This is a genomic window from Collinsella intestinalis (assembly GCF_902501455.1).
Taxonomy (GTDB): Bacteria; Actinomycetota; Coriobacteriia; order Coriobacteriales; family Coriobacteriaceae; genus Collinsella; species Collinsella intestinalis.
This window is the reverse complement of sequence record NZ_CABWIC010000011.1, coordinates 312827-337302: the sequence shown is the minus strand read 5'-3', so window position 1 is coordinate 337302 and position 24476 is coordinate 312827. Positions and strand designations below refer to the sequence as shown.

General features: G+C 61.7%; 21 protein-coding genes. 3 read left to right on the top strand and 18 right to left on the bottom strand.

The annotated features are described in order from the left end of the window. Window positions 1-359 precede the first annotated feature (359 nt). Window positions 360-1970, bottom strand: a complete 1611-nt coding sequence (gene guaA / locus AOBCEHNH_RS06435) for a glutamine-hydrolyzing GMP synthase (RefSeq protein ID WP_152063622.1) — start codon at window positions 1968-1970, stop codon at window positions 360-362. A 247-nt stretch (window positions 1971-2217) separates the two neighbouring features. Between guaA and AOBCEHNH_RS06430 the strand changes: the two genes are divergently transcribed. Continuing rightward, window positions 2218-3285: an asparaginase gene (locus tag AOBCEHNH_RS06430; RefSeq protein WP_152063621.1), complete on the top strand. Its 1068-nt coding sequence runs from the start codon at window positions 2218-2220 to the stop codon at window positions 3283-3285. Window positions 3286-3365: 80 nt separating this feature from the next. Here AOBCEHNH_RS06430 and AOBCEHNH_RS06425 read toward each other — a convergent pair whose 3' ends face one another. The 5 genes from AOBCEHNH_RS06425 to AOBCEHNH_RS06405 form a co-directional block, all read right to left on the bottom strand. Then, a complete protein-coding gene (locus AOBCEHNH_RS06425; protein ID WP_118271966.1) occupies window positions 3366-4157 on the bottom strand; it encodes a hypothetical protein in 792 nt (263 codons plus the stop codon). Window positions 4158-4314: 157 nt separating this feature from the next. Beyond that, complete coding sequence (locus AOBCEHNH_RS06420; protein ID WP_226803328.1) at window positions 4315-4974, bottom strand: FxLYD domain-containing protein; 660 nt, start codon at window positions 4972-4974, stop codon at window positions 4315-4317. A gap of 237 nt (window positions 4975-5211) precedes the next feature. Next, complete coding sequence (locus tag AOBCEHNH_RS06415) at window positions 5212-5892, bottom strand: DUF4230 domain-containing protein (RefSeq protein ID WP_193221205.1); 681 nt, start codon at window positions 5890-5892, stop codon at window positions 5212-5214. Window positions 5893-5930: 38 nt separating this feature from the next. Beyond that, window positions 5931-6563: a MerR family transcriptional regulator gene (locus AOBCEHNH_RS06410; protein ID WP_152063618.1), complete on the bottom strand. Its 633-nt coding sequence runs from the start codon at window positions 6561-6563 to the stop codon at window positions 5931-5933. Window positions 6564-6949: 386 nt separating this feature from the next. Then, complete coding sequence (locus AOBCEHNH_RS06405; RefSeq protein WP_152063617.1) at window positions 6950-7465, bottom strand: hypothetical protein; 516 nt, start codon at window positions 7463-7465, stop codon at window positions 6950-6952. 154 nt (window positions 7466-7619) lie between these two features. On the opposite strand from AOBCEHNH_RS06405, the gene AOBCEHNH_RS06400 reads away from it, so the two are divergent. Beyond that, window positions 7620-7829, top strand: coding sequence for a helix-turn-helix domain-containing protein (locus AOBCEHNH_RS06400; RefSeq protein ID WP_006723205.1), 210 nt, complete (start codon window positions 7620-7622; stop codon window positions 7827-7829). Window positions 7830-7908: 79 nt separating this feature from the next. Here the strand turns inward: AOBCEHNH_RS06400 and AOBCEHNH_RS06395 are convergent, their stop codons facing one another. From AOBCEHNH_RS06395 to AOBCEHNH_RS06345, 11 genes are all read right to left on the bottom strand, one after another. Beyond that, window positions 7909-9411 carry a S1C family serine protease gene (locus AOBCEHNH_RS06395; protein ID WP_152063616.1) on the bottom strand — a complete coding sequence of 501 codons (1503 nt, stop codon included), beginning with the start codon at window positions 9409-9411 and terminating at the stop codon, window positions 7909-7911. A gap of 268 nt (window positions 9412-9679) precedes the next feature. Continuing rightward, a complete protein-coding gene (locus tag AOBCEHNH_RS06390; RefSeq protein ID WP_006723207.1) occupies window positions 9680-10342 on the bottom strand; it encodes a response regulator transcription factor in 663 nt (220 codons plus the stop codon). A gap of 62 nt (window positions 10343-10404) precedes the next feature. Then, a complete protein-coding gene (locus tag AOBCEHNH_RS06385) occupies window positions 10405-11742 on the bottom strand; it encodes a glutamine synthetase family protein (RefSeq protein WP_152063615.1) in 1338 nt (445 codons plus the stop codon). Between the two features lie 186 nt (window positions 11743-11928). Continuing rightward, window positions 11929-13851, bottom strand: a complete 1923-nt coding sequence (locus tag AOBCEHNH_RS06380) for a fructose-1,6-bisphosphatase (protein WP_152063614.1) — start codon at window positions 13849-13851, stop codon at window positions 11929-11931. A gap of 698 nt (window positions 13852-14549) precedes the next feature. After that, the gene (gene feoB / locus AOBCEHNH_RS06375; protein WP_152063613.1) at window positions 14550-16817 is read right to left on the bottom strand and encodes a ferrous iron transport protein B; all 2268 of its coding nucleotides are present in this window, start codon (window positions 16815-16817) and stop codon (window positions 14550-14552) included. A 132-nt stretch (window positions 16818-16949) separates the two neighbouring features. After that, window positions 16950-17171 (bottom strand): FeoA family protein, encoded by a 222-nt coding sequence (locus AOBCEHNH_RS06370; protein WP_118102501.1) that lies wholly within the window; start codon window positions 17169-17171, stop codon window positions 16950-16952. 132 nt (window positions 17172-17303) lie between these two features. After that, entirely contained in the window at window positions 17304-17537 is a 234-nt protein-coding gene (locus tag AOBCEHNH_RS06365) for a FeoA family protein (RefSeq protein ID WP_006723213.1), read from the bottom strand. A 242-nt stretch (window positions 17538-17779) separates the two neighbouring features. Then, window positions 17780-18532 (bottom strand): ABC transporter ATP-binding protein, encoded by a 753-nt coding sequence (locus tag AOBCEHNH_RS06360; RefSeq protein WP_152063612.1) that lies wholly within the window; start codon window positions 18530-18532, stop codon window positions 17780-17782. Between the two features lie 200 nt (window positions 18533-18732). Continuing rightward, complete coding sequence (locus AOBCEHNH_RS06355; protein ID WP_226803327.1) at window positions 18733-19797, bottom strand: ABC transporter substrate-binding protein; 1065 nt, start codon at window positions 19795-19797, stop codon at window positions 18733-18735. Window positions 19798-19937: 140 nt separating this feature from the next. After that, window positions 19938-20720 (bottom strand): ABC transporter permease, encoded by a 783-nt coding sequence (locus AOBCEHNH_RS06350; protein ID WP_152063611.1) that lies wholly within the window; start codon window positions 20718-20720, stop codon window positions 19938-19940. Beyond that, window positions 20713-21021: a thiamine-binding protein gene (locus AOBCEHNH_RS06345; RefSeq protein WP_118102498.1), complete on the bottom strand. Its 309-nt coding sequence runs from the start codon at window positions 21019-21021 to the stop codon at window positions 20713-20715. The genes AOBCEHNH_RS06350 and AOBCEHNH_RS06345 overlap by 8 nt, the downstream gene beginning before the upstream one ends. A gap of 467 nt (window positions 21022-21488) precedes the next feature. Here AOBCEHNH_RS06345 and AOBCEHNH_RS06340 point away from each other — a divergent pair, with 467 nt between their 5' ends. After that, entirely contained in the window at window positions 21489-22043 is a 555-nt protein-coding gene (locus AOBCEHNH_RS06340; RefSeq protein ID WP_152063610.1) for an NADPH-dependent FMN reductase, read from the top strand. A 214-nt stretch (window positions 22044-22257) separates the two neighbouring features. Here AOBCEHNH_RS06340 and aspS read toward each other — a convergent pair whose 3' ends face one another. Then, entirely contained in the window at window positions 22258-24054 is a 1797-nt protein-coding gene (gene aspS, locus AOBCEHNH_RS06335) for an aspartate--tRNA ligase (protein WP_152063609.1), read from the bottom strand. Between the last annotated feature and the right edge of the window lie 422 nt (window positions 24055-24476).

The following is a 24476-nucleotide window of genomic DNA, read 5'->3' as shown; positions in this document are numbered from 1 at the left end:
AAATACTGATATTACGCGTTTTCTCATAACTTTCGCTCCTTTTTTCGGTTTTAGGTTGTGTGTTCTAAGAGACTTCCCAACCACTTGATTGAGAAGTCTTTTAGGGCATACAACGCCCTCCACCAATAAGGACGTAACCGCCTTTACAGTCGCTCATGGCATCGGCAAATCGCTCTATTCCCCTCACTTTTGACATATCGTCCTCCTGAGCTAGAAATGCAAAAAGAAAGCCCTCGAACCAGAGGGTTCGAGGGCTGTTATTCCCACTATTTCGCTGGCGGCTTTGTCCTGTGGCGATGCCGAAACAGTATCAGGCGGTACTCGCAGCACCAAAACGCGAGTTCAGAAGCCAGTTCCCGTTATTCCCACTCAATGGTCGCCGGCGGTTTGCTCGTGATATCGTACGCCACGCGGTTAATGCCGGGGACTTCAGCCACGATGCGGCCGGAGATGCGCGCGAGCACCTCGTAAGGCAGGCGCGCCCAGTCGGCGGTCATAGCGTCGCTGGACTCCACGGCGCGCAGGATCACGGGGCGCGCGTAGGTACGCTCGTCGCCCATCACACCCACGGACTTGATGTCGGGCAGCACGCAGAAGTACTGCCAGCAGGAGTGCTCGGAATTGCGCTCGCCGGTCTGCTCGAACAGGCGCGCATTGTACGCATCCAGCTCCTCGCGCACGATGGCGTCGGCGTTCTTCAAGATCTCGAGCTTCTCGGGGCTCACCGCGCCGATGATGCGGATGGCCAGGCCAGGACCCGGGAACGGCTGGCGGTACACGATATGCTCGGGCAGACCCAGCGCCAGACCCAGTTCGCGGACCTCGTCCTTGAAGAAGTGATCCAACGGCTCGATGAGGTCGAAGTGCACGCCCTCGGGGAACGGGATGAGGTTGTGGTGACTCTTGATAGTGGCCGTCTTGCCACCGGTCTTGCGCGCGCCGCTCTCGATGATGTCGGGGTAGATGGTGCCCTGAGCCAGGTACTTCACCGGGCGGCCATCTTGCTCGAGTTCCTTGGCCACGGCGAAGAACTCGTTCCAGAACTGCGTGCCGATGATGCGGCGCTTCTCCTCGGGGTCGGTCACGCCGTCGAGCAGCGCGGCGTAGCGCTCCTCGGCGTGCACGTGCACGAAGTCGACGTCAAACTGCTTGGTGAAGACCTCCTCCACCTGCTCGGGTTCGCCCTTGCGGAGCAGCCCGTGGTTGATGAATACGCAGGTCATCTGGCGTCCCACGGCACGAGCGCCGAGGGCCGCCACCACGGAGGAATCCACACCGCCGGAAAGCGCCAGGATCACGCGGTCCTCGCCCACGGCCGCACGGAACTCGTCCGTCATGGTCTCGACCAGGTTGTCCATGGTCCACGCTGCCTCGAGGCCGCAGATGTCGAACAGGAAGTTCTTGAGCAGCTGCTGGCCGTACTCGGTGTGCTTCACCTCGGGATGGAACTGCGTGGTGTAGATACGACGCTCGGCGTTCTCCATAGCGGCGACCGGGCACACGGAGGTGCTGGCCGTCACGGCAAAACCCTCGGGCACGCGCGAGACGGCATCGCGGTGGCTCATCCACACGGTCTGCTCGAGCGGCGTGGCGTTGAACAGCGCGCTCTCGCGGTCGCGCTCGATGGTGGCGGGGCCGTACTCGCCGATCTCGGAGTGGCCCACCTCGCCGCCGAGCGTCACGGCGGTCACCTGGTGGCCGTAGCAAAATCCCAGGATGGGCAGGCCCAGCTCGTAGATGGCAGGATCAACCGTCGGGGCATCCTCGGCGTACACGGACGCGGGGCCGCCGGAGAGAATCAGCGCGGAGGGCGCCATCTCACGCACCTCGTCGGCCGTGATGTCGCACGGGACGATCTCAGAATATACATGCAGGTCGCGCACGCGACGGGCAATGAGCTGCGCATACTGCGCGCCGAAGTCGAAAACCAGCACCTTCTGCTGGGTCTGCTCGGATGCGTTCTGGGTCATGAACCCTCCCAACCATGCCGCTGCACCGCAGCGGCAACACGTGTCAGCCAATTGGTACATCATACTCGCCGAGCTGCGCATACGCAGAAATCCTACAGGGTTTTTTGGCCTACAATATCTCGATGGCGCCTCGAAGCGCGCTGGCCGCCCCCCATAAGGGCGCCTCGCCGCGCACCGGCCATGCCCACAAAAGGCCGCAAGCTATGAGACGAGGCAACCGCAGGGACTGCAGAGCAAAGGAGCCCGCATGAAGCACATCCTCTTGATCGCCACCGGCGGCACCATCGCCTCCGCCGAGGACGGCAACGGTCTCTCCCCCGCTCTCACCGGCGAGGAGCTCGCTCGCAGCGTGCCCGAGATCGAAGGCCTGTGCGAACTCGACATCGTGCAGCCCATGAACATCGACAGCACCAATATGCGCCCCGCCGACTGGCTTCGCATCGCCGAGGTCATCCGCGAGAACTACGACGCGCACGATGGCTTTGTGATCCTGCACGGCACCGACACCATGTCCTACACCGCGGCGGCGCTCTCCTACCTCATTCAGGACAGCCCCAAGCCCATCGTGCTCACCGGCTCCCAACAGCCCATGGGCAACCCCTTCACCGATGCGAAGATCAACCTGTACCAAAGCCTCGTGTATGCCGTGTCCGACCGCTCGCGCGACGTGTCCATCGTGTTTGGCGGGTATGCAATCGCCGGCACGCGCGCCCGCAAGCAGCGCACCATGAGCTTCAACGCGTTCAACAGCATCAACTACCCCGTGTTGGCTTACCTGCGCCAGGACAAGGTCATCTGCAGCGGGTCGGCCGCCGTGTCCGCCGGCCCGGCCGAGTGCGATTGCGCCGGGGACGGTGCCGCGCGCGCTGCCGACGGCGCTCTCGACGAGCCCCGTTTCTACACCGAACTCAACAGCCGTGTGTGCGCCCTCAAGCTCACGCCCGGTCTCACGCCCGACATCTTCCGTCTGCTCAAGCCCGATTACGACGCCGTGATCCTCGAGACCTTCGGTATGGGCGGCGTGCCCGAGCGGGGTGCCGACGGCGCTTCCTATCAGGAGGCTATCTTTGACTGGGTCGATTCCGGCCGCACCGTGGTCATGACCACGCAGGTGCCCGAGGAAGGACTGGACCTGGGCGTATATGAGGTCGGCCGCGCATATGCCGAGCATCCTGGAATCCTCAAGGGCGGCGACATGACCACCGAGGCGCTCGTGGCCAAGACCATGTGGGCTCTCGGACAGACGCGCGATGCCGACGAACTGCAGCGCCTGTTCTACCGCCCCATCAACCACGACCGCGTGGACGAATGGTAAGAGCTTCGTCTAAATGTCAGATGGCCCTGACCGCAAACACGGCCAGGGTCATCTAATAGCATCAATACTGACGCATGGTCTTACGCAATCGCAGCGCTTGCGCCCCTGTTGTAGGATCGGTCCGCATCGAGCGCAGTAACCAGCGACGCCTCAAGCTCATCGATCTTTTCGGGCAGGCACGGATACACCAAGATGTAGACGCACTGCTTGTATTTCACATCGGCGTACACATCCACGTTTCCCCTGCCGGTAAGATCTTTGAAGATGCTATCCCCGACGTTCTCCGACTTGCCAACGTATAGATCTCGGAATTTGCTGAAGTCGCCCTTCTTGACCGGGTGGGCATACGTTGCGATCACATAACAGCCGCTGAACCCCATGTACCCATCGCCGGGCTGAACAGCTGCCCCGTTCTGGATCTCCCAGTTCTGCAGGAACTGCACGACGGGCATTTGATTGCCAGCGCCATCCAGCAGGGCACGGCGAGCCGCCTTGCGTGCTTTTTCGCGTTCGCGAGCCTCGACACTCTCCTTCACGGAGTCACCGACTGCGCGGCCTCGGTCGGCGGCGGCGTCGGCAGCGCTCTTCATCGCCCCCTTCACTTTATCTGCTCCTACGGCTATTGCATCCGGTGCCTTGTCCTGCAGCGCATCTGCAGCCTGCTTGGCGATCGGCGCCACGTCGGGCAATTTTCCAACCATTCGCTTCGCAACAGGAGCGTATTTTTTAACACCTGAAACGAGCTTCACCGCTTTTCCGCCTGGAATAAAATCTACAGCGATCATCGCGATCTCGATCGCCACGTTTGCCGCCGTCGCAATATCCACCGCACTCTTCTCTTCGTCTTCGATCTTGTTCTCAACCTCAGGCATAACAAAAACCTTCCCTCGGACTGCCCGTCACTTCATTCATTATTGGGCATCGATGAGCTAATCAACATTGCCGTCCCGCCAACGATGCATAGAACCACCTGAACGGAGAAGGGCGGCTAAAACAGCCACCCCTCTCCGCTCGTATTCCCAGCTCGGTTTAATCCACCACGTCGTAGTAGTCAATCGAGATCCGCGTCTCTGCCGCATCGACACTGGATATCGTCTCGAACCTGACCTTCTCTCCCGACTTCCACGAAGCGGTCCCAACGTAGGCATCCTCCGCACGGACGCCGTCGGCATCGTACAGGCCCAAGGTCATACCGACGTTCTCAAAGTCGACACCGGTGGTGTTCTCAACAACGGCCACGTACGTGATGAGGCCGTAACCGTCGTTTTGCTTCTCAAAAACAACCGACGCCATGAGCCCCTCGATTGCTTCGTCGACCTGGCTCTTCTTGGTTGCCGCAGCACCGTTGGCGATGATCTCGTCAAACGCCTCCTGGTACTTCTCATCGACCTTCAGACCGTACTCATCGACGAATTCCTTCAACAACATCGAGCGCTTATCGTAGATGGAATTCCACTCTTTGTGAAATTCCGCGCTTGCAACGGGATTATTCTCCAGAGCCTTATCGGCATCGTCGAGAGTGTTTATGTAGGCGAGAACGTTCTCCTGCATCTCGCTGTCCTCGAACACGCGGGTTTTCAGCTTGTTCACATGCTCACGCTCGGCATCTATATAGCTTTGGAGGGACTTCATCGATACCGTATCGACACCCTCCTCCTCGTATTTATCGACGAGGTCGGCGCGCGCCATCACTGACTCCGCGATTATCTCCATCGCCTCGTCGTCCGCGTAATCTGGTCCCGCATCCTTTTGCGTCTGACACCCCGTCAGGCCCGTCAACATCAAACATCCCGCAACTACAAGCAGCATTTTGCTTTTAAACATCATCTGAATCCTTTCTATCCCCACGACAAAACCGTCATGTTGAATATTGCAAAGGCAATCAAAGCGAGTGCCATTATCGCCACAATTGCCAGCAGAGTCCTCTTACTCACCCTTCAACCCATCCTCTTGATCGACCCACTCGACCTCGACCTTGCACACATCTTTGCCACAGGCGATATCGAACATGTCTTGTAGATTTACCCGGGCATTCTCCTTCGCCTGCTCCAGCAGTCCGCCCTCCTTAGCCTGCTGGTCGCTCTTCGCGATGCAATCGCGCTGAAAGGCGTCGACGTCTTCAACATGGATGGGGTTTAGGATGTTGTTGCGCTCCTCAAGCACCCCGGAAACATTCATGTCGGGAATGTTTTGCGTTGTGGGCTCAGGCAGAACGACCGTAATCGCCGTCTCGCCTTTCGTGTTCCATCGGGCTGCGCTCAGATCGACCGTCGCTTCGATAACTCCCGAGTAGCGATACCAAAAACTATTCTGCGTAAAGGGGATCTCGATGAGATCGAACAGCTTGTTTCGGTCCCCCGCCTTTTCGACGATCGTGTAGTCCTGGGACGCCGCCACCATCTCATTTCGATCGACGATTCGATTCATGATCAGCGAGGCGTCAAACGCAGATGACTTCGGAACGTCTCTGGGGTTGTACCACTGGAAAAACAATACGCTGCCCGATCCAATCAGGATGCCCCCAATCAAGGCGAACACGACGCTCTTGCGGATCGCGAACGTCTTTCCGCGCATTAGCTTTGCCAACAGTCCGTTCTCGTTAGTCATGCCAGCATTCCTCTCTATCAGGTGTATTCGATATCTTCTTACCAGGCGATGGCGGCTTCGCGCAGACGCTCGAACGCACCTGGCCCCGCCCATAACTCGATTGCCAAGTCCATTCCGGGTTCATCGAGAATCCGTCGTATGCGATCGGCCTCTTCGGCGTCGAACTGGGGGGTATAACCGTCCGCAAGAAAGGGCGGCATAAGCTGCCGCAGCACGCTTCGCCAGATTTCAAGCGTCTCGTCACCGATGCGGTTCCGCAAATAGCACTCGAGTGCGTCGTGAACCTCACATGGGCGCACCTCCAACGCACAACGCAACACGCGCGCACGCTCCCGCCTTTCGAACGCCTCCTCATAAGCCTCGGCGGCGCGATCCGCCACGGCGTCCAGATGCTCGCACAGCGCGCCGACACCGGCCGACGTATCCATCCTTTTTGCGATCTCGGGCAGGCTGTAGCCCTGGTCATGCTGAAGCTTGACCAGGTACAACCATGCGATGTCCTCTATGCTGTAATTACGGCGGCCCCATGTGCCGTCGGCCGGCTGCAAGATGCCCGCCCCACCGCGCTTGAGATCCGCATAGCACGATCTCGTGATATCGCGCCTGGACATATTGAGCAGGCTCTCGACCTGCGAGACCCGCCAGCCGCCATTTGCCTCACCGTGACCCATGAAACCCCCTCTCGGTCATTCCATCAAGCCTGTTCAACCGTTGAACAGCAAGGCGGAACGAGGGGTTGCATCCCACACGGGTAAACTGAGGAATGGCGACACGGGCCCTCCTCGACCCATCAGAGACAGTGAATCGAACCCTAAAGGCTGCCCCCCATCTCCGAAACAGCCTTTGTTCTTGCAAGAGTGTCATTGAAGTCTCCCTTCACGACTCTTCGGCGCGAACGCGCCCTGTCGTGAAAGGACTTGAAAAATTCGCGAACCAATTGCGCCCAGGCGAAGGGGCCGCCAAACCTAAAACGGGCACCTCAATTTAGGGACTGTCCCTAAATTGAGGTGCCCGACCGCGCGGAGTAACACGACGGCGGCACGGAGCCGCGACCTACCTACACGCGCATCGCCACGGCCGCGTTCAGCGCATGCACGAGGCCGCTCATGGCGCGGTCGAAAAACGTCTGCTCCGCCGCCACTGAGGCATCGATTCCCGCACCGTGAAGAGCAAGGGCCCTACCTGCGCTCATCATGGCCTCGCAATCCCTCGGCGTGACGGCGATCACCACCGCTTGCTCCAACGTCGCGCCGCGCTGCGCGCAAAAGCGCGCAAGGGCCTCGGCACGGGCCGCAGCCTCCGTGAACGGGGCATCGGGTTCGCTCGCGGGACCCTCGTCGTCCGCAAGGACAGCCGCAGGGATTCCGTGTTCGGCAAGCTGCGCACGCAAGGGCTCAGCAGGCTCATGTGCGAACATCGCGATCGCATAGCCCGCATCGCGCACCCAGCGCAGAGCGCCCAGCTCGCGATCAGACAGCAGGTCTTCATCCATGCCAAAGGCCAGCACCGACGGCGTGGGTAGGAACCGCCCTCCACGAACGACCTCGAACGCCCGCTCTTTTGCCTTCGACATGGCTGCACCTCCGCTCAACGTAGTTTTCCTACTTATCCCCCATCACACCGATACCTCACCCTCGCGCTGAGTTTTCTTGGAATCGCTATGGGTAATGCCCCAGATGTAAAGTGCGCTTTACATTTTATCGCGTCGACGCGCTCATGCTCGAACCATGAATGCGAACGCGCGACAGAACCTGGGCGAGAATCTCATCGCCATCCGCGAGGCCTCGGGATTGTCCAAGGTCGATTTTGCCTTGCAGCTCGGTATAAGCCGCGTGCTGCTCGACCTCATCGAAAGTGGCAACAGCAACCTCAAGCTCTCCACCCTCGAGAAGATCGCCGACCGACTTGGCACGCAACCCTGGAAGCTCATCCGGTAAAGAAAAGGCGGGCGCCTCCTCGGCACCCGCCCAAAATGTTGCAATTTGTACCTGTCCCCAATTGCGTCGGGGCAGGGCGTTAGCGCAGCGCGCCGCCCATGTACTCCTCGAGATAGCGGAAGAACTCCTCGCGGCTCATGCCGGTTCCGGCACCGGGGCCGTCGGACGTGTCCTCCTGCTCGGCCTGCAGGGCCTCATCCGACCCAAGCGTCACCTTGACCTCGGTTTCATCCTTGCCGCGCACGACCGTCAAGGTCACCTCGTCACCCACCTCATGCTCACGCAAGGCGATGATTAGGCCGTCCGCCGAGGCGATGCCCTCGCCGTCGACGGCGGTGACGATGTCGCCCTTCTGGATACCCGCCTGGGCAGCCGGGCCGTCGGCGGTGACCTCCGCCACATATGCGCCGCTATCGACCGCCAGCTCATTCGTGCGGGCGTTGTAGGCGTTCACGCTCACCAGGGAGACGCCCAGATACGGATGGACCGGGGTCTCGCCATCGATGATCTGGTTGGCGATGTTGATGGCGTAGTTCACCGGGATCGCAAAGCCAACGCCTGAGCTGGAGCCAGAATAGGACTCGATGACTGAGTTGATGCCGATGAGATGCCCCTCATCGTTGACGAGCGCACCGCCGGAGTTACCGGGGTTGATGGCCGCATCGGTCTGGATCATGTTCGCGTAGATGGACGTACCGCTCGCGCTCTGCAGGGCGGTGGAACGGTAGAGCGCGGAGACGATACCCGTGGACACGGACTGCTCGTTGCCGAAGGGACTGCCAATGGCCATGACCCACTCGCCCACCGCGATGTCGTCGGAATCGCCGACCTCGATGGGGGTGAGCTTGGCGCTCTTGGGATCCTTGAGGCGAATGACCGCCAGGTCGCTGGACTCGTCCGCGCCGACGAGCTCCGCCTCGTAGCTGTTGCCGTCATCGGTGTTCACCACGAGCGCGGTCGCACCCTGGACGACGTGATGGTTCGTGAGGATATTGCCGTCTGTGTCCAAAATCACGCCACTGCCGATACCACCGGAGTTCTCATCCTCGCCCTGGGCGGTGATGGACACGACGGAGGGCAGCGCCTTTGCCGCCACGGCCTCGGACAGCGTGGTGTCCTCGGGGTTGATGTCGATCTTCTGCGGGGTGCCGGAGGTGCCGGCAGTCTCGACGTTCGAATCGGTGATACGGAACGCGCCGGACATGACGAGAGCGATGACCAGCACCGCACCGACCACCAGGCCGGCGAAGGACGCCAGGAAGATGGGGAGCTTCTTGCTCTTGGTCTTGACCACGGTGCGAGTCTCGGTATGCGTGGACGCGTGGGCTTGCGCGCTCTGACCCGCGGAGTGCTGACCCTGGGAATACGAGTAATCCACCGGTGGGACCTGGCGGGTGGAGCCAGCGGCGGTGGGGTTGCCGGGATCGACGGGGATGCGCGCCGTGGTATGGGCGCTTGCATTGCCGGACGCAGCACCTGCGGGCTCGACGGGCGTGGGCTCGACCTCGAGACGCGGCTGCGAGGACGGGCGTTGCTCCGATCCAAGGCCCTCGGGGCGCTGAGGGGTCTTTTCTTCACTCATGAACGGTCCTTTCAACGTCTTAATTCTCCAACGTTGTACCCCAAAAGCGCAGCTCCGCTCAGCACGAGCGACGGAGCTTAATCAAGTTGTAAGTCGCGTTAAGGATTTCTCAAGCGTCTTGTTCTGGGGCGCAATCGCTTCGCAGCGCTGCGTGAGACGCCGCGATTTGCGCTGGTATGATTCGCGCCCGCCCCTCCACTTGGAACGATAATCGACACCGCGGCGCAATTTGTACCTGGCACCAATTGAGACGCAACACCGGCTGAGGCTACTCCTTGAAGAGGTAGCCAACGCCGCGGACGGTGGTGATATGCGCGGCGATGAGGGGACCGACCTTGCTGCGGATACGGCGGATGTGAACGTCCACGGTACGGGTGCCGCCGCAGTACTCGAAACCCCATACGCGATGCAGCAGGACCTCTCGACTGTACGCGCGATTAGGGTGCGTGGCCAAAAAGCTCAGCAGCGAATACTCCATGAGTGTGAGGTCGACAGGCTCGCCATCGAGCGACACCTGGTAGGTGGCAAGGTTGATAGTGAGATTATCCACGGTGAGCACCTCATCGACCGGAACGGCCTCGCACTCGCCCAAAAGCTGGCGTGCGCGGACCTCAAGCTCGGCATCTCCCGCGCCCGAGCAGATGAAATCGGAGCGGACCCGGGAGGGAAGGCGCATCTCGGCGATATCTTCCTCATCGACGACCAGCAGCATGGGCGCTCCACCGCGCGACTCGAGCCACTTGGCCATGGCGTCCACACGATCGGGGCGAACGCCGTCGGCGTCGAGAACCAACAGGTCGAAGTCGTGCGCCGCTGCAGGCGAATCGGGCGTGGCAACGTGCACCTCGACGCCGAGAGACGTCGAGAGCGTCCTGATGAAATCATGCAGCCGCGTAGTGCGGGCCATGAACAGCACTGTCTTTTCCGCCATGAGCTCACCTCCGTAGACGTCATCTTATCAAAACGACGTGCGCCTCGAATCGCACGGGACGGCTACGAATTGGCCAGGTAGTGCCTGAGCTCCCACTCGGTGACCGTCGAGTTGAAACGCTCCCATTCCGCGCGCTTCTTCTTGAGGAAGAACGAGTGGATATGCTCACCCAGGGCGTCCTTCATGAAGTCGGAGCTCTCGAACACATCAAGTGCCTCGTCGAGATTGCTCGGCAGGGGCTCGATGCCGCGGGCGCGCAACTCGGACTCCGGCAAGCGCAGCAGCTCGGAGGTTGCCTCCTCGGGCAACTCGAGCCCACGCTTGATACCGTCCAGGCCAGCAGCAAGCGTCACCGTATTCACCAGATACGGGTTTGCCATCGGGTCGGGGCTGCGGAGCTCGATGCGGGCCGCTGCCTGCTTGCCGGGCTTGTAGATGGGCACGCGGATCATGGCAGCGCGGTTGCGCATGCCCCACGTGGCAAAGCGCGGGCCGTTGCCCGCACCGGCGGCCAGGCGCTTGTAGGAGTTCACTGTTGGGTTGGTGATGGCGCTGATCTCGGACGCATGGGCGAGGATGCCGGCCATGTAGCTCTTGGCGATCGACGACAGGTGGTTTTGCGAATCGTCGCCCCAGAACACGTTGTTGCCCTCGCGGTCGAATAGCGACTGGTGCAAAAACATCGCCGAGGACGAGCCCTTGGCGATGGGCTTGGGCATGAAGCTGGCATGGATACCGGCCTCGTAGGCGCATGTGCTGATCACGTGCTTGGCCGTCATGATCGCATCGGACATGGTGAGGGCTTCGGCATGGCGCATCGAGATACCGTGCTGCGAGTGTCCGGAGCTGTGGAAGGTGTACTCGATGGGGATGCTCATCTTCTCGAGCATGAGCACCGTGGAGCGGCGCAGGTCGCGAGCGGAGTCGGACGGCGAGAGGTCGAAATAACCCACGGCGTCCAACGGCTCGGGGGTATGCTCGTCGGGGAAGTAGTAAAACTCCAGTTCGGCACCGACGTTCATGATGTAGCCGAGCTTCTCGGCGCGATAGAACATGCGCCGCAGGCACTCTCGGGAATCGCCGGCAAACCGCTGGCGATCAGGGGTGCACGCATCGCAGAAGATGCGGGCCGCGCCGTCGCGCGTGGGACGCCAGGGCAGGATCTGAAAGGTCGAGGGATCGGGGAAAGCCAGCATGTCCGCCTCGTCGGGCGTGGTGAAGCCCTCAATGGCCGAGCCGTCGAAGCCGATGCCCTCCTCAAACGCGACCTCGAGGTCCTCCGGGCTGATGGCGAAGCTCTTGAGGCGGCCGAGCACATCGGTGAACCACAGGCGGATGAAGCGGATGTCGCGCTCCTCGACGGTGCGCAGGACAAAGTCTATGTACTGCTGCTGATCCATTGCCAGACCTTTCACAAAGCACGGTTGCTGCGACTTCCCATAGTCGCACACGTATGTTTCAACGCGGTTACGCCTCATTTGGGGACAGGTGCAAATTGGGACATTCACCGCGGTCAAGCACGAGTCGCGCCGCCCGCCCTCCATGGGCCGAAATGTCTCAATCTGTACCTGTCCCCAATTGGCACGCTAGGGACGCTCGTCGAGGGTGCCGGTACGGTAGGCCTCGAGCAGGGCCCGCAAATCGCTGATCTGCTCGCGAATCTGCACACCCGTATCGGTGTCGCTCACCATGCGGCGGCGCTCGGCCACATCGAAGCGGTCGGTCTCGCTCACGATATCGGCATTGCGCGTGAGCACGGCTTCGACGCTCTCGAACGCCTGGTGCGCCTTGAGACGGCACCCGCGCGAGCTCGAGATGAGGGTGTAGCCAGCGATTCCCGTCTTGGGGTGATACGCGCTGCAAAAGCCGCCGTCGATCACGAGCAGGCGCCCGTTCGCGCGAATGGGCTGTTCGCCCTCGGCGGTGTGCACGGGCGTGTGTCCGTTCACGATATGCCCCGAACCCGCGGACACGCCGAACTCCGCCATGATGGCATCGCACGTCGCCTCGTCCTTGGTCAGCTCGAAATAGGGGTCCATGGGCTCGACCCAGCAATCCGGGTCGTCAATGTAGGAGCGCTCGAAGGTCTTGACCAAACGGCCGCTCGCCGGGGACTTCATGCCGATCCAGAGGTACCACATCCAGTCGAGCGAATCCTCGTCGCGCTCACGCCAGGCACGACGCGCGATCTCATCGCAGAAGTCGAGGTAATCGCGGCCGCTGCGCCAGGTGCCCAGGCAGTTCATGCTCGAGAACGTGCCGTCCTCGTTCAGCGGGACGCAACCGTGGAACAGCAGGTTGTGATTGCGCACCAGGTACATGGAACCGTGGCTGTAGAGGAACTCGATATGGCGACGCAGGTGGTCAGCGCTCGTGAACTCCGCCACGAGCTTCTCGACGATCCGCGCCTCCTCGGGCGTGAGCTCATAGGGATGCTCCGGGTCGAGCGTAGGGAAATCGCGCGTGGCAAGCTCGTATACCGCGCCGTCGTACAGTTCGACGGTCCCCGCCTCGACGTCGATGCGCTCGAGCAGCAACCGGTCGTGCATGTCGAAGCTCCCGTGGCGCATGATGATCTGCCCCTCGAGCTTGAACAGCAAGACGTTCACGGCCTTCGCCAACGGCGTGAGCTTGGCAGCCAAACCGGTCGCGCCATCGGGAACCGGCTCGTAGGTGCGCTCGGCAAACGCCACAAGCTCGCGCAGGGAGATGCCGTAGTCGTTCTCCAAGATCTCGAAATTGCCGTAGCGCAAGTTGTTGCGCAAAACCGTGATGATGCACGCAGACTGACCGGCAGCCGCGCCCATCCACAACAGGTCATGATTGCCCCACTGGATATCCAGCGAGTGGTACTCCATCAGGCGGTCCATGATCTTGGACGCCCCGCCGCCGCGGTCGAAGATATCGCCCACCAGATGCAGATGGTCGATGACCAGCCGCTTGATGAGATCGGACAGCGAGCAGATAAAGTCCTCGCCCGCATCGGTCTCCAGGATCGACGCAATGATGCGCTCGTGATAGCGCACGCGGTAGTTGTTCTCATCGGGATGCGTGTGCAGCAGCTCGTCGATGATGTAGGCGTAATCGCGTGGGATGGCCTTGCGGACCTTGGAGCGCGTGTAACGGCTGGACAGGGAACGCGCCACCACCAGCAGACGCTCGAGCATGACCTTGTACCAGCTCGGCGTCGCGATGTGTTGCAGATGCGCGAGCACGAGCTTCTCATGCGGGTAGTAGATGAGGGTGCACAGGTCGCCCTTTTCCTCCTCGGAGAGCTCGTCGCCGAAGATATCGTCCACGTGCTCGCGCACCACGCCCGAGCAGTTGTTGAGGATATGCAGGAACGCCTCGTATTCACCGTGCAGGTCGCTCATGAAATGCTCGGTGCCCTTGGGCAGGTTGAGGATTGCCTGCAAGTTGATGATCTCGGTGAACACCGATTGCTGCGTGGGAAAATGCTCCGAGAGCAGGCGCAGGTACTTGAGAGATTGGTCGGCGCGGGCGATCATGACGCTGCGCCTCCTTTCTGCTGGACGGCAGACACGTGTTTTCAGGTTACCACGCCCCACCAACCCGCCCCCAGGCGCCAATCGGGGACAGGCGCGAAATTGCGCATGGACGCGAAAAAGCCCCCGCGATGAGCGGGGGCTTTCGAGAGTTGTGCTTATGACACGGAGAAACGGCACTCCCGATGCAAGAGGGCCCGAGCGCATACGCTCCGTCGTTCATGGCGCGCTCGAACCGGTATTCCCGATGCAAGAGGGCCCGAGGCTCACCGCCTCCCAACCGAGATGTTCTTGGAAAGGCGGTCGGCGATGGAATCGGCGCCCTCGCAGGCCGGGCACGACGAGCGTTTGGAAGTCGCACAGCTCGCGCATGATCCACCGCATGACCCGGCGCTCGCGCAATCACCGCACGTGCCCTTTTTACGCACGCGAACAACCACGAGAACAAATGCAATTGCAATAATACTCAGAATTATGAAATCTATGGGTCCCATTATGTATTATTTCCTTTACGCGTTGAGTTCATGGAATCAGATTGTCGACTTTTGGCAACTTCATTCTCGCCAACGCGATCATATTCCCCGGCGAGCGCGGCAAAACACGAGATGCGCCCCTCGTAAAATGCCTCGCTACTCCCGAACCTCGATTCGATGTTACCAAAAGTCGACTGAATGACATCGGGACCTCGACGCTCGACGCGCCTAGCTCCCCATCGCGGGCTGAGCGGCGGAATCTGCTGCCCCATCATCCCACGCATAGCTCGGCATGGGGCGCAGTAGCTGGAAGACGATCGCGATCGCGAACGCCGCCGCAACGATGGTCCACACGCTGAACACGCCCTGGGCGGCCAGGTAGAACTGGTTGATCATGAGGCCGACCACCCAAGCGAAGCCGCACTCGTAGGCCAGCGCGATGGCCGTCCACTTGCCCGAGTTCATCTGGGCTCGAATGGTGCCCATGGCCGCAAAGCACGGCGCGCACAACAGGTTGAAGGCGCCGAACGCGGCGATGGCGCCCGCGCTGGGGAACAGCGCCGCGAACGCGGCCCACAGGCTCGGATCGGTCTCTGTGGCGTCCACCAGATGCAGCAGCGAAGCCGCGGTGGACATGACGTTCTCCTTGGCGACCAGACCCGTGACGGACATCGCCGTTGCCTGCCAGGAATCAAAGCCCAACGGCGCAAACATCCAGCTCACGGCACCGGCGACAGTCGCGAGCAGCGAGTAGTCGGTAAACTCCGAAGGCGTGCCCTCCATAGACGGAAGGTAGCCGAAGGAGCCCTCGAACACGCCAAAGCTGGACAGGAACCACACGACGATGGTCGAGGCGAAGATAATGGTGAACGCCTTCTTGATGTAAGCGCCCACGCGCTCCCACACATGCAGCGACCAGCTGCGCAGAGACGGCATGTGGTAAGCGGGAAGCTCCATCACGAACGGCGTGGGACGGCCTGCGAACAGGCGGGTCTTCTTGAGCATGATGCCCGAGACGATGACCGCGAACACACCGAGGAAGTAGAACAGCGGGGCGATCCAGCTTGCCTCGGCATCGCCGATCAGCGCGCCCATGACGAGCGCAATGACCGGGAGCTTGGCGCCACAGGGAATGAACGTGGTGGTCATGACCGTCATGCGGCGATCCTTCTCGTTCTCAATCGTCTTGGTGGCGAGTACGCCGGGAACGCCGCAACCCGTGGATACGAGCATGGGAATGAACGACTTGCCCGACAGGCCAAAGCGACGGAAGACGCGGTCCATGACGAACGCCACGCGCGCCATGTAGCCGCAGTCCTCGAGGAAGGACAGCAGCACGAACAGCACGAACATCTGCGGGATGAACCCGAGGACGGCACCCACGCCGGCGACGATGCCGTCGCACACCAGGGAGATGACCATATCGGACGCGCCGGCGGCGGTGAGCCAGCCCTCAAAAAGCGCGGGGACGGACGGCATGGCGTTGCCGAAGAACTCCCAGCCCTCGCCAAAGAGGTTGTCGTTCACCCAGTCGGTCATGGCGGTGCCGAAGGTCGAAATGGCGAGGTAGTACACGGCGAACATGATGGCGGCGAAGATCGGCAGGCCGAGCCAGCGATTGGTCACGATGCGGTCGATCTTCTCGGAGGTGCTCATGCGAGCGGGGGCCCGGTGCAGGCAACCGTCGACGATGTGCGCGATGAGGCCGTAACGCTCACCGGTGATGATCGACTCGGCGTCGTCGTCGCAATCGCGCTCGCACGCGGAGACGAGCTCCTCCACGCGAGATGCGGCCTCGCGCGAAAGGTTGAGCTCGGCGGTCGCCTCGGCATCGCGCTCGAAGAGCTTAACGGCGAAGTAGCGACGGCGAACAGGGTCGACGGAAGCCGGAATCAGGTCCTCGACCTGGTCGAGCACATCTTCGATCGAACGGTCGAACGCATGATGCGGACCCGCGGCGTCTGCGGCGGCGACGGTCTTTGCCGCGCCCCCCTTGACTCGCCCGGTGGCCTTGCGCGCCGCCGCGATGAGCCCATCGACGCCCTCGTTCTTGAGCGCCGAGATCATCACGACCGGACAACCCAGGCTCTTCTCGAGCGCGGCGATATCGATCTTGTCGCCACTCTTCTCAACCAGATCAGCCATGTTGAGCGCCACCACCACGGGCAGGCCTGTCTCGATGACCTGCAGCGCGAGATAGAGGTTGCGCTCCAGATTGGTGGCGTCGAGCACCTGGATCACGACGTCGGGCTCGCCGCCCATGAGGTAGTCGCGGCTCACGCGCTCCTCGGGGCTGTAGGGAGACAGCGAATAGATTCCGGGCAGGTCCGTGATGAGCACGCCCTTGTCGCGCGACAGGGGTGCCTCCTTCTTCTCGACCGTGACGCCGGGCCAGTTGCCCACATAACCGTTGGCACCGGTGATCAGGTTGAACAGCGTGGTCTTGCCGCAATTGGGGTTACCGGCAAGCGCGATGTGCAGTATTGGATTCGCCATGCGATCCTTCTTTTCTCTTGGCTTTGAAACGTGCTCGTTGCTGAGTCGGGCCGCTATTGAAATGCCACCTGGCATCTCATATATGTTAGATTCGGCTAACTCTACCTGTAGAAATATGCCCGTTGCGGCGCCTTAGGCAACCTCAACGATGGCGGCCTCCTCCTTGCGGATGGACAACTCATAGCCGCGTACGGTGATCTCGACCGGGTCACCCAGCGGAGCGACCTTCACGACCTTGAACGGCGTGCCCTTGATAAGGCCCAGATCCATGAGGTGACGACGCAGCGCACCTTCACCATGGAGTTTGACGATGGTGGCGCTCTCCCCCACCTTCACATCTGCCAGCGATTTCATGCTTCCCCCTTTCTGCAGATCAAAGAACATCCCATGCGTCCTCACGCCCCGACCCGCGCGCGGACCATGCCGACACAACCCAGTGTGCCGACACCGCACCTCAGCGGGCGACGAGCGGGTGCGCAGCTTTGCCTAGGCGGCCATGATGTGCTGCGCGACCTTGGAATCCAAGCCGAACCGCGCGCCCTTTACGAGCACGATGACGTTGGACGCCGAGGAGGAGACAACGTGCACCTCGGCACCGTCGACAAAGCCGATCTCCTGCAGATGGCGTTTCATGTCCTCGTTGCCGCGCACTCGGCAGACCGTGACAGTCTCGCCCGCGCGGAACAGCGACAGCGGCATAGCCGAACCAAGTTTCTGCATGACAAAGCACCTCCTGTGAAATGTTCACCTATGTAAACTAGCACAGTGCGGGCACATTATGTCTGAGAAGTTTGCCATGCGCTACATTTTTCACGATACAGAAGCGGCCTCCCACCCGGTTCAGATAGGAGGCCGCTTCCCACGCGCTTGCCCCGAAAGCACAGATGGGAGCTTCCTCCCGCTTGCTCCGAGACCTAAATGGGGAGCCGCTTTTCTCTCACTCGCTCCGAAAGGACAACGCCCTAGCCCAGAAGGGACAGAAGGCGACGCTTGCTCTCAAGGAATCCCTCGGTCAACGCATACGCCTTGCGCTCAGAGCGAGGGCAGTCGATGTGCACCGAACCAACAATGCTCGTCGGCTCGCCCGCCTGCGGGTTTCCGCGCATGACGAACACTTCGTCGGCAAGCGTGAGCGCCTCGTCGATGTCGTGGGTTACCACGAGCGCCGTGGTGCCCATGCGCTCTACGACATCGAGGAACCACGTGTGCATGTCCGCCTTGGTAAAGGCATCGAGTGCCGAGAACGGTTCATCGAGCAGCATGAACTCCTGTGAAAACAGGTAGCTTCGCAGCAACGCGGCACGCTGGCGCATGCCACCCGAAAGCTCACTTGGCCAGCGGCGCTCGGTGCCCTCCAAACCGAAGACCCCAAAGAGCTCGGCTGCACGTGAACGGGCCTCCTCAACCGGCACACCGCGCAGCACCAGAGGCATCGACACGTTGTCGATGATGCGCTTATGCTGCAAGAGCAGGTCTTTTTGCAGCATGTACGACAAGTGGCCGGGGCGACCGGTAATATCCTCGCCATCCAACAGCACGCGGCCGGCGCGCGGCGATGCGAGGCCCGAGATCACATGGAACAACGTGGTCTTGCCGCACCCGGAGGGACCGAGCAGACAGGCGATCTCGCCGGACTCGACATCGAGCGTCACGTCACGAAGCACGTCGACCTCGCCGAACCCCTGTGAAATACCCTGTATCTCAAGCCGTGCCATCGCGATGAGCACCTTCCCGAACAAAGTGTACGTTTTGGGGATAGTTTCCCCTTCTTTCTCGCGGCATGGACCCAAACCGTCTTTCGCCAACTGGGGTTTTGCTGCCACGCAATTCCGACAACGCGCAAAACGCCGCAAAACCTTCCCCAAAACGTACACTTATATTTTCTGACACCCTGACTGGTTACTTAATGCCTCGATTAGCCCTGGAACTTATCGGTCATGCCCGCGCCGGGCTCGATCGGATCGGCAAAGCCCTGGTCGCTCACCCACTCGTAGAAGGCGTCCCAACGCTTCTGGTCGATCTCACCCCAAGTCTCGGCATCCGCCTGGTACTGCTCGGCGAGGTAGGTCTGGCTCGCCACCACGAGCTCCTCCTCGAGCTCGGGCGCCGCCTTAAGCAGAATCTCGGCTGCGCCCTTCGGGTCGGCGATGCAATCCTCGTACCCGCGACGAGTGGCGTCCATAAAGGCCTGGACCATTTCGGCGTCGTCCTCGATCACGCCGTTGTTAGCGATGATGACCGGCGTGTAGAAGTCAAAGACGGGGTCGATATCGGCAAAGGCGAAGTAGTTGGTATCGAGGCCCGCGAGCTTGCACTTCTCGCCCGCCCATGCCCAGTAGATCCAGATGGAGTCGACCTGATCGGTGGAAAGCGCAGTCACCTCGTCGGTAACGGTAGAGGGAATCATCTCGACCTTGGAGAAGTCGCCGCCGTCTGCCTTGACGCAATGCTCGATCATACCCTGCTCGATGGGCAGCTCCCACGTCGCGTAGGTGTGGCCGGCCATCTCGGCGGGGCTCGTGATGCCCTTGTCCTTCATGCTGATGATGCCGGAGGTGTTGTGCTGGATGATCGCGGCGATAGCGGTCACGGGCATCGAGTCGGAGCCGGAAACGTAGGAGGCCATGGTGTCCTGGAAGGTCACGCCAAACTCGGCGTCACCGGCGGCGACCAGGGCGTCGGCGCCGTTCTCGGGGGCCTGGACGATTTCGACCTCGAGACCGGCCTCCTTATAGTAACCACGCTCGGCTGCGACATATACGCCGGTGTGGTTCGTGTTGGGAGTCCAATCCAGGGCGAAGGTGACCTTGCGCAGCTTGGTATCGCCAGATGCGGCGGATCCGGCAGGCTTTTCGGCACCGCCGCAGCCGCTGAGCGCCGCGGCACCGATCAGCCCGGCGCCTGCAGCACCAGCGCTCAACAGCGAACGGCGAGACAGCATGCGACCAGTCATCATGGCGGCCATCGTGTTCTTATGCATGGATATCTCCTTTTTCAACTGGGGGCAACGCCCCCGAACCTTGTTTAAAATCCCCAGGCCGCAGCCTGTAGACAGCCCACAGGTCCAACCTGCATACAATCCGCAGGCCCCGCCTGCAGGTACTCGGATATGCGACACGGCTATCGCTCGGAGTCGCTCCGGCGTTCCCAGGGCATGGCGATGCGACGAACGGCATCAACCGCCCACATGAGCACGAGGCTCAAGCCCGAGATCAAAAAGATCACCGCGAACATCTTGTCGAACGAATACGCCTTGCGCACGCGCGTCATGTACACACCAAGACCCGAAAACCCGCCGAGCCATTCCGCGATCACAGCGCCCACAATCGCGTAAGCGGCAGAGATCTTGAGCCCGGAAAAGAACTGCGGCATCGCAGCGGGCAGCTTCACGTGACGCAGAATCTGCAGGCGCGTGGCGCCCATGGCGCGCATGAGGTCAATCTCGTCGGGGTCGATGGAACGCAAGCCCTCGAGCATCCCCACCGTGATGGGAAAGAACGTCGCCACCACGATGAGCACCACCTTGGGAAGCATCCCGTAGCCGAACCACAGCACCAAAAGCGGCGCGATAGCGACGGTCGGGATGGTCTGCGTAAGCACGACGATGGGATAGAACGCGCGGTAAAGCAGGTCAAAGCGGTCCATGGCGAGCGCCGCGATGAAGCCGAGGGCGACGCCGGCGGCAAGGCCCAGCCCGGCCTCGGCAAGCGAGGTCGCAGCATGTCCGATGAGCAGAGGCCAATCCCCTACGAGCGCCTGCACCACGCGAATCGGACTCGGCAGCATGAACGGGGGCACGAGACCGACCGAACACACCAGCTGCCAGATCGCCAGCAGCGCAAGGATCGTCAGCGGGGCGACGAGTCGCGACATGACACGCGAAGAAGCGGAAATGTTACGCATCGTTCTCGTGATACTTGGAGATCTTCTCCTCGGTGGTGAGGACGCCCTCCTCAGGGGCGAAGAAAATCTTGACGTACGTTGCCACCTCGGGTGCACCGGCCTCGACGCAGATGCGGTTCACGCCCGCCACGACCTCCATGCACAAGTCGTACTCGCCCTGGATGGTGGTCTCAAACGGCCCTACATAGGCGTCGGGGAATTTGGTTTGAATGTAGGCGATCGCCTCGTCGACGATGCGGCAGACCTCGTCGTTGCCGCCGACGCGCTGGGGCAGGACCTGAATTGCGACGCTTGCTTCCATGAGCTTCCTTTCCGAGGCCACTAAAAGCGGGCCCCTCGTTTTCCGTAGGGGCCCGTCCGCTCGTTCATGGCAAACGCTTCTAAGCAAGCGCCACGTCGGTTTGGAACAAGGCTGCTCGATCCCTACGCCGGCATTACCCGGATCAGGTTGCGGGTCGAAGCGGTGCGGGGCGATGCGGCGCGATGGCCGGTCCGAAGCGATTGTGACGGATAAGACCGCCGGACAAGCGCCTCGTGCTCCCCACGGGCTTCCTCTCAGCCGGCCTCCGCCAGCTCCCCGTTGGTACGACAGTGAGTATAGAACAAGATGGGACCGATACGAGGGAAGCATCCGTGGTTGTACTCCGCGCTGACGCGAGGCGGGCGCGACGCTGGATAATTTCAGAGATTTCCCATTGGCAACCAAATGAACGTCTGGCCACCCTCCCTAAGGGAATGATATGCAATACCCCGTCGAAAGGAGCGCATATGCCCCGCATCCTCATGATCGTCGGCTCGCTTCGCGAGCAATCGTTCAACCGCCAACTCGCCCGCGAAATCGAGCGCATTATCGGCAATCGCGCTGAGGTCGAAGAACTCGATTGGCACGATGTGCCCCTCATGAACCAAGACATCGAATGGCCGACGCCCGAGGCGGTCCAGCGCGCACGCGACGCGGTAACGCAAGCCGACGTCCTTTGGTTCTGCTCGCCCGAATACAACTATCAGATCCCCGGTGGACTGAAGAATCTCCTGGACTGGCTCTCTCGTCCCACCGATGAGCACGACCGGACGAGCCCTTCCGCAATCCGCGGCAAACACGCGGTGATCTGCGGCGCCGCGGGCAAGAGCGCCGCAGCGGGCATGCGCAAGCAACTCGAGGCGCTCTTGGGCATCCTGGGCGTCGAAGTTCTCGGTGGCGACGGCCTGGGAATCTCGCTCACGCCGGAATCGTGGCAGACAGACATCCTCACCCTCGAACCCGGCACGCAGGGAATGCTCGGCGCACTCGTCGATGACACGCTGCGCAAGCTGAACCCTTAGCCGGCGGCCGCGCGGGGAGTCGCCACCGGCGCGGGCCAATTCACCAACCTGAAGGTACCGCTCCGATCTCAGGACGGGGTAAGCGCCCGGTCGACGTGTATAAGCATGTCCAACAGCGAGCGTCTGCACACGAAAAGCGCCGCCCGGATAGACCGAACGGCGCTGATCACAATGATGATGAGAGCGAGACGGGAACGAGTACCCATCAGACGAGCTACTCCAGGCGCAGGCCGACTTCCTTGAGCTGAGCCATGCTCACCTCGGACGGCGCGGCGGACATGAGGTCGGAGCCGCTGCTCGTCTTGGGGAACGCCATGACGTCGCGGATGGAGTCGGTGCCGGCCAGCAGCATGCACACGCGGTCGAGGCCGAGCGCGAAGCCGCCCATGGGCGGAGCGCCGAACTCGAGGGCCTCCATGAGGAAGCCGAACTGGGCGCGGGCGCGCTCCTCGGAAAAGCCCATGAACTCGAGCATCTTGAGCTGCAGCTCGGCATCGTGGATGCGCATGCCGCCACCGCCGGCCTCAAAGCCGTCCATGACGAAGTCGTAGGTGCAGGAACCCATCTTGAGCGGATCCTCGTCGAGCAGGTGCAGCTCGTCGACGTGCGGCAGGGTGAAGGGCTGGTGCTCAGCCTCGTAGCGCTGGCCCTCCTCATCCCAATGGAACAGCGGGAAGTTCACGACCCAGAGGAACTCGTGGCCCTCGCGCGGAACGTTGAGCGCGTCGGCCATGTGCGAACGCATACCGCCGAGGATGCCGTTGGCCTCCAAGCGGGGACCGGCGGCGAACATGACGAGGTCACCGGGCTCGACGTCGCAGCGACGACGCAGCTCGGCCATCTCCTCGTCGGTGAAGAACTTCACGATCGGGCTGTTCACGGAGCCGTCCTCGCGGAAGGCGATCCAGGCGAGGCCCTTGGCGCCGAAGGTTGCGGCGACCTTGGCGAGCTTGTCGATCTGAGCGCGGGGCCAAGCGCCGGCGCCCTTGGCGTTGATGGCCTTGACCACGTGGCCCTCGGTAGTCGCAGCGCTTGCGAACACCTTGAACGCGGAGTTGGCGAACATGTCGGTCAGGTCGACGAGCTCCATGCCGTAACGGGTGTCGGGCTTATCGGAGCCGTAGGTGTCCATGGCGTCCCAGTAGGACAGGCGACGCAGCGGCGTGGGCATCTCCACGCCCACACGGGCGAAGGCGTCGGACAGCACATCCTCGAGCTGAGCCATGACGTCGTCCTGCTCGACAAAGCTCATCTCGATGTCGACCTGGGTGAACTCGGGCTGGCGGTCGGCGCGCAGATCCTCATCACGGAAGCACTTGGCAACCTGGTAGTAGCGCTCGACGCCGCCGACCATGAGCAGCTGCTTAAGCAGCTGCGGGGACTGCGGCAGGGCGTAGAAGCTGCCGGGCTGCAGGCGGCTCGGCACCACGAAGTCGCGCGCGCCTTCGGGCGTGGACTTGAACAGGGCCGGCGTCTCGACCTCGGTAAAGGCGCGGTCGTGCAGCGCGGAGCGGATGGCAAAGGTGAAATCGGAGCGCAGGCGCAGGCGGGCGGCCATCTCCGGACGGCGGAGGTCCAGGTAGCGGTAGCGCAGGCGCGTGTCCTCGGCAGTCTCGATGCCGTCCTCGATCTGGAACGGCGGGGTCTTGGAGCGGTTGAGCACGGTGGCGTGGTCGACGAGGACCTCGATCTCGCCGGTTGCGAGCCTGGGGTTCACCGCGTCGTGACCGCGGTCGCGCACGACACCGTGAACGCGGATGGGCCACTCGGGACGCATGGTTTCGGCGATCTTGAAAGCATCGCCATCGGAGTGCTCGGGGTCGAAGTTGATCTGCGTGATGCCCTCGCGGTCGCGCAGGTCGCAGAAGATCAGGCCGCCATGATCGCGGCGGCGGCTCACCCAACCGGTGAGGGTGACCTCCTCGCCGATGTTGGCGGCGCGAAGCTCGCCGCAAGTGTGGGTGTGCATGCAGTGCATGTTGGCGGGGTTGGTGGCAGGCGTTTCGGCCATAAGCCCTCCTCGTGATCTGTGCCGCCCCGTGCCGTAAGCGGGCGACTGGTGTACAGACTGCCGGGGCGCGTAGACAGCGCGGCTCGGCATATCGCGCGCACGCCGAAACTCGGCACCCGCAGCGCGATAACTCACTAGGATAGCGGAAAGCCGGGCACTTTAGCGTGGAAGAGCGTTCGGCTCACGTTGTCTTAACAGGTTCGCAACCCGAACTCGGCACGAACTCGCCCACAGCTAGAGGCCCTCGACTTTGGTCGCCATGGCTTTACCTATGCAGCACTCGGCTTTTCCTTTGCCTCCCTGGATTTTGCCTATGAAAAAATGCCGCTCAGGACCCCTGAACGGCATAATTCCATAGGCAATGTGAAGCACGTGCACCTGTGAGGGCAACGCACCCGCGAAGCCAACGCGCACCTGCGAAG

What these genes read in the sequence shown, in the direction of transcription:
- AOBCEHNH_RS06420 (WP_226803328.1), bottom strand. Translation starts at nt 4,974, where the DNA reads ATGGCGCGCGCCGACCTCGTCGATAAATACGAGGAGGAGGGTGTCGAT.
- AOBCEHNH_RS06340 (WP_152063610.1), top strand. Translation starts at nt 21,489, where the DNA reads ATGCCCCGCATCCTCATGATCGTCGGCTCGCTTCGCGAGCAATCGTTC.
- AOBCEHNH_RS06355 (WP_226803327.1), bottom strand. Translation starts at nt 19,797, where the DNA reads ATGCATAAGAACACGATGGCCGCCATGATGACTGGTCGCATGCTGTCT.
- AOBCEHNH_RS06425 (WP_118271966.1), bottom strand. Translation starts at nt 4,157, where the DNA reads ATGCCTGAGGTTGAGAACAAGATCGAAGACGAAGAGAAGAGTGCGGTG.
- AOBCEHNH_RS06395 (WP_152063616.1), bottom strand. Translation starts at nt 9,411, where the DNA reads ATGAGTGAAGAAAAGACCCCTCAGCGCCCCGAGGGCCTTGGATCGGAG.
- guaA (WP_152063622.1), bottom strand. Translation starts at nt 1,970, where the DNA reads ATGACCCAGAACGCATCCGAGCAGACCCAGCAGAAGGTGCTGGTTTTC.
- aspS (WP_152063609.1), bottom strand. Translation starts at nt 24,054, where the DNA reads ATGGCCGAAACGCCTGCCACCAACCCCGCCAACATGCACTGCATGCAC.
- AOBCEHNH_RS06350 (WP_152063611.1), bottom strand. Translation starts at nt 20,720, where the DNA reads ATGCGTAACATTTCCGCTTCTTCGCGTGTCATGTCGCGACTCGTCGCC.
- feoB (WP_152063613.1), bottom strand. Translation starts at nt 16,817, where the DNA reads ATGGCGAATCCAATACTGCACATCGCGCTTGCCGGTAACCCCAATTGC.
- AOBCEHNH_RS06385 (WP_152063615.1), bottom strand. Translation starts at nt 11,742, where the DNA reads ATGGATCAGCAGCAGTACATAGACTTTGTCCTGCGCACCGTCGAGGAG.
- AOBCEHNH_RS06390 (WP_006723207.1), bottom strand. Translation starts at nt 10,342, where the DNA reads ATGGCGGAAAAGACAGTGCTGTTCATGGCCCGCACTACGCGGCTGCAT.
- AOBCEHNH_RS06410 (WP_152063618.1), bottom strand. Translation starts at nt 6,563, where the DNA reads ATGGGTCACGGTGAGGCAAATGGCGGCTGGCGGGTCTCGCAGGTCGAG.
- AOBCEHNH_RS06370 (WP_118102501.1), bottom strand. Translation starts at nt 17,171, where the DNA reads ATGAAATCGCTGGCAGATGTGAAGGTGGGGGAGAGCGCCACCATCGTC.
- AOBCEHNH_RS06365 (WP_006723213.1), bottom strand. Translation starts at nt 17,537, where the DNA reads ATGCAGAAACTTGGTTCGGCTATGCCGCTGTCGCTGTTCCGCGCGGGC.
- AOBCEHNH_RS06360 (WP_152063612.1), bottom strand. Translation starts at nt 18,532, where the DNA reads ATGGCACGGCTTGAGATACAGGGTATTTCACAGGGGTTCGGCGAGGTC.
- AOBCEHNH_RS06345 (WP_118102498.1), bottom strand. Translation starts at nt 21,021, where the DNA reads ATGGAAGCAAGCGTCGCAATTCAGGTCCTGCCCCAGCGCGTCGGCGGC.
- AOBCEHNH_RS06430 (WP_152063621.1), top strand. Translation starts at nt 2,218, where the DNA reads ATGAAGCACATCCTCTTGATCGCCACCGGCGGCACCATCGCCTCCGCC.
- AOBCEHNH_RS06415 (WP_193221205.1), bottom strand. Translation starts at nt 5,892, where the DNA reads ATGACTAACGAGAACGGACTGTTGGCAAAGCTAATGCGCGGAAAGACG.
- AOBCEHNH_RS06405 (WP_152063617.1), bottom strand. Translation starts at nt 7,465, where the DNA reads ATGTCGAAGGCAAAAGAGCGGGCGTTCGAGGTCGTTCGTGGAGGGCGG.
- AOBCEHNH_RS06380 (WP_152063614.1), bottom strand. Translation starts at nt 13,851, where the DNA reads ATGATCGCCCGCGCCGACCAATCTCTCAAGTACCTGCGCCTGCTCTCG.
- AOBCEHNH_RS06400 (WP_006723205.1), top strand. Translation starts at nt 7,620, where the DNA reads ATGAATGCGAACGCGCGACAGAACCTGGGCGAGAATCTCATCGCCATC.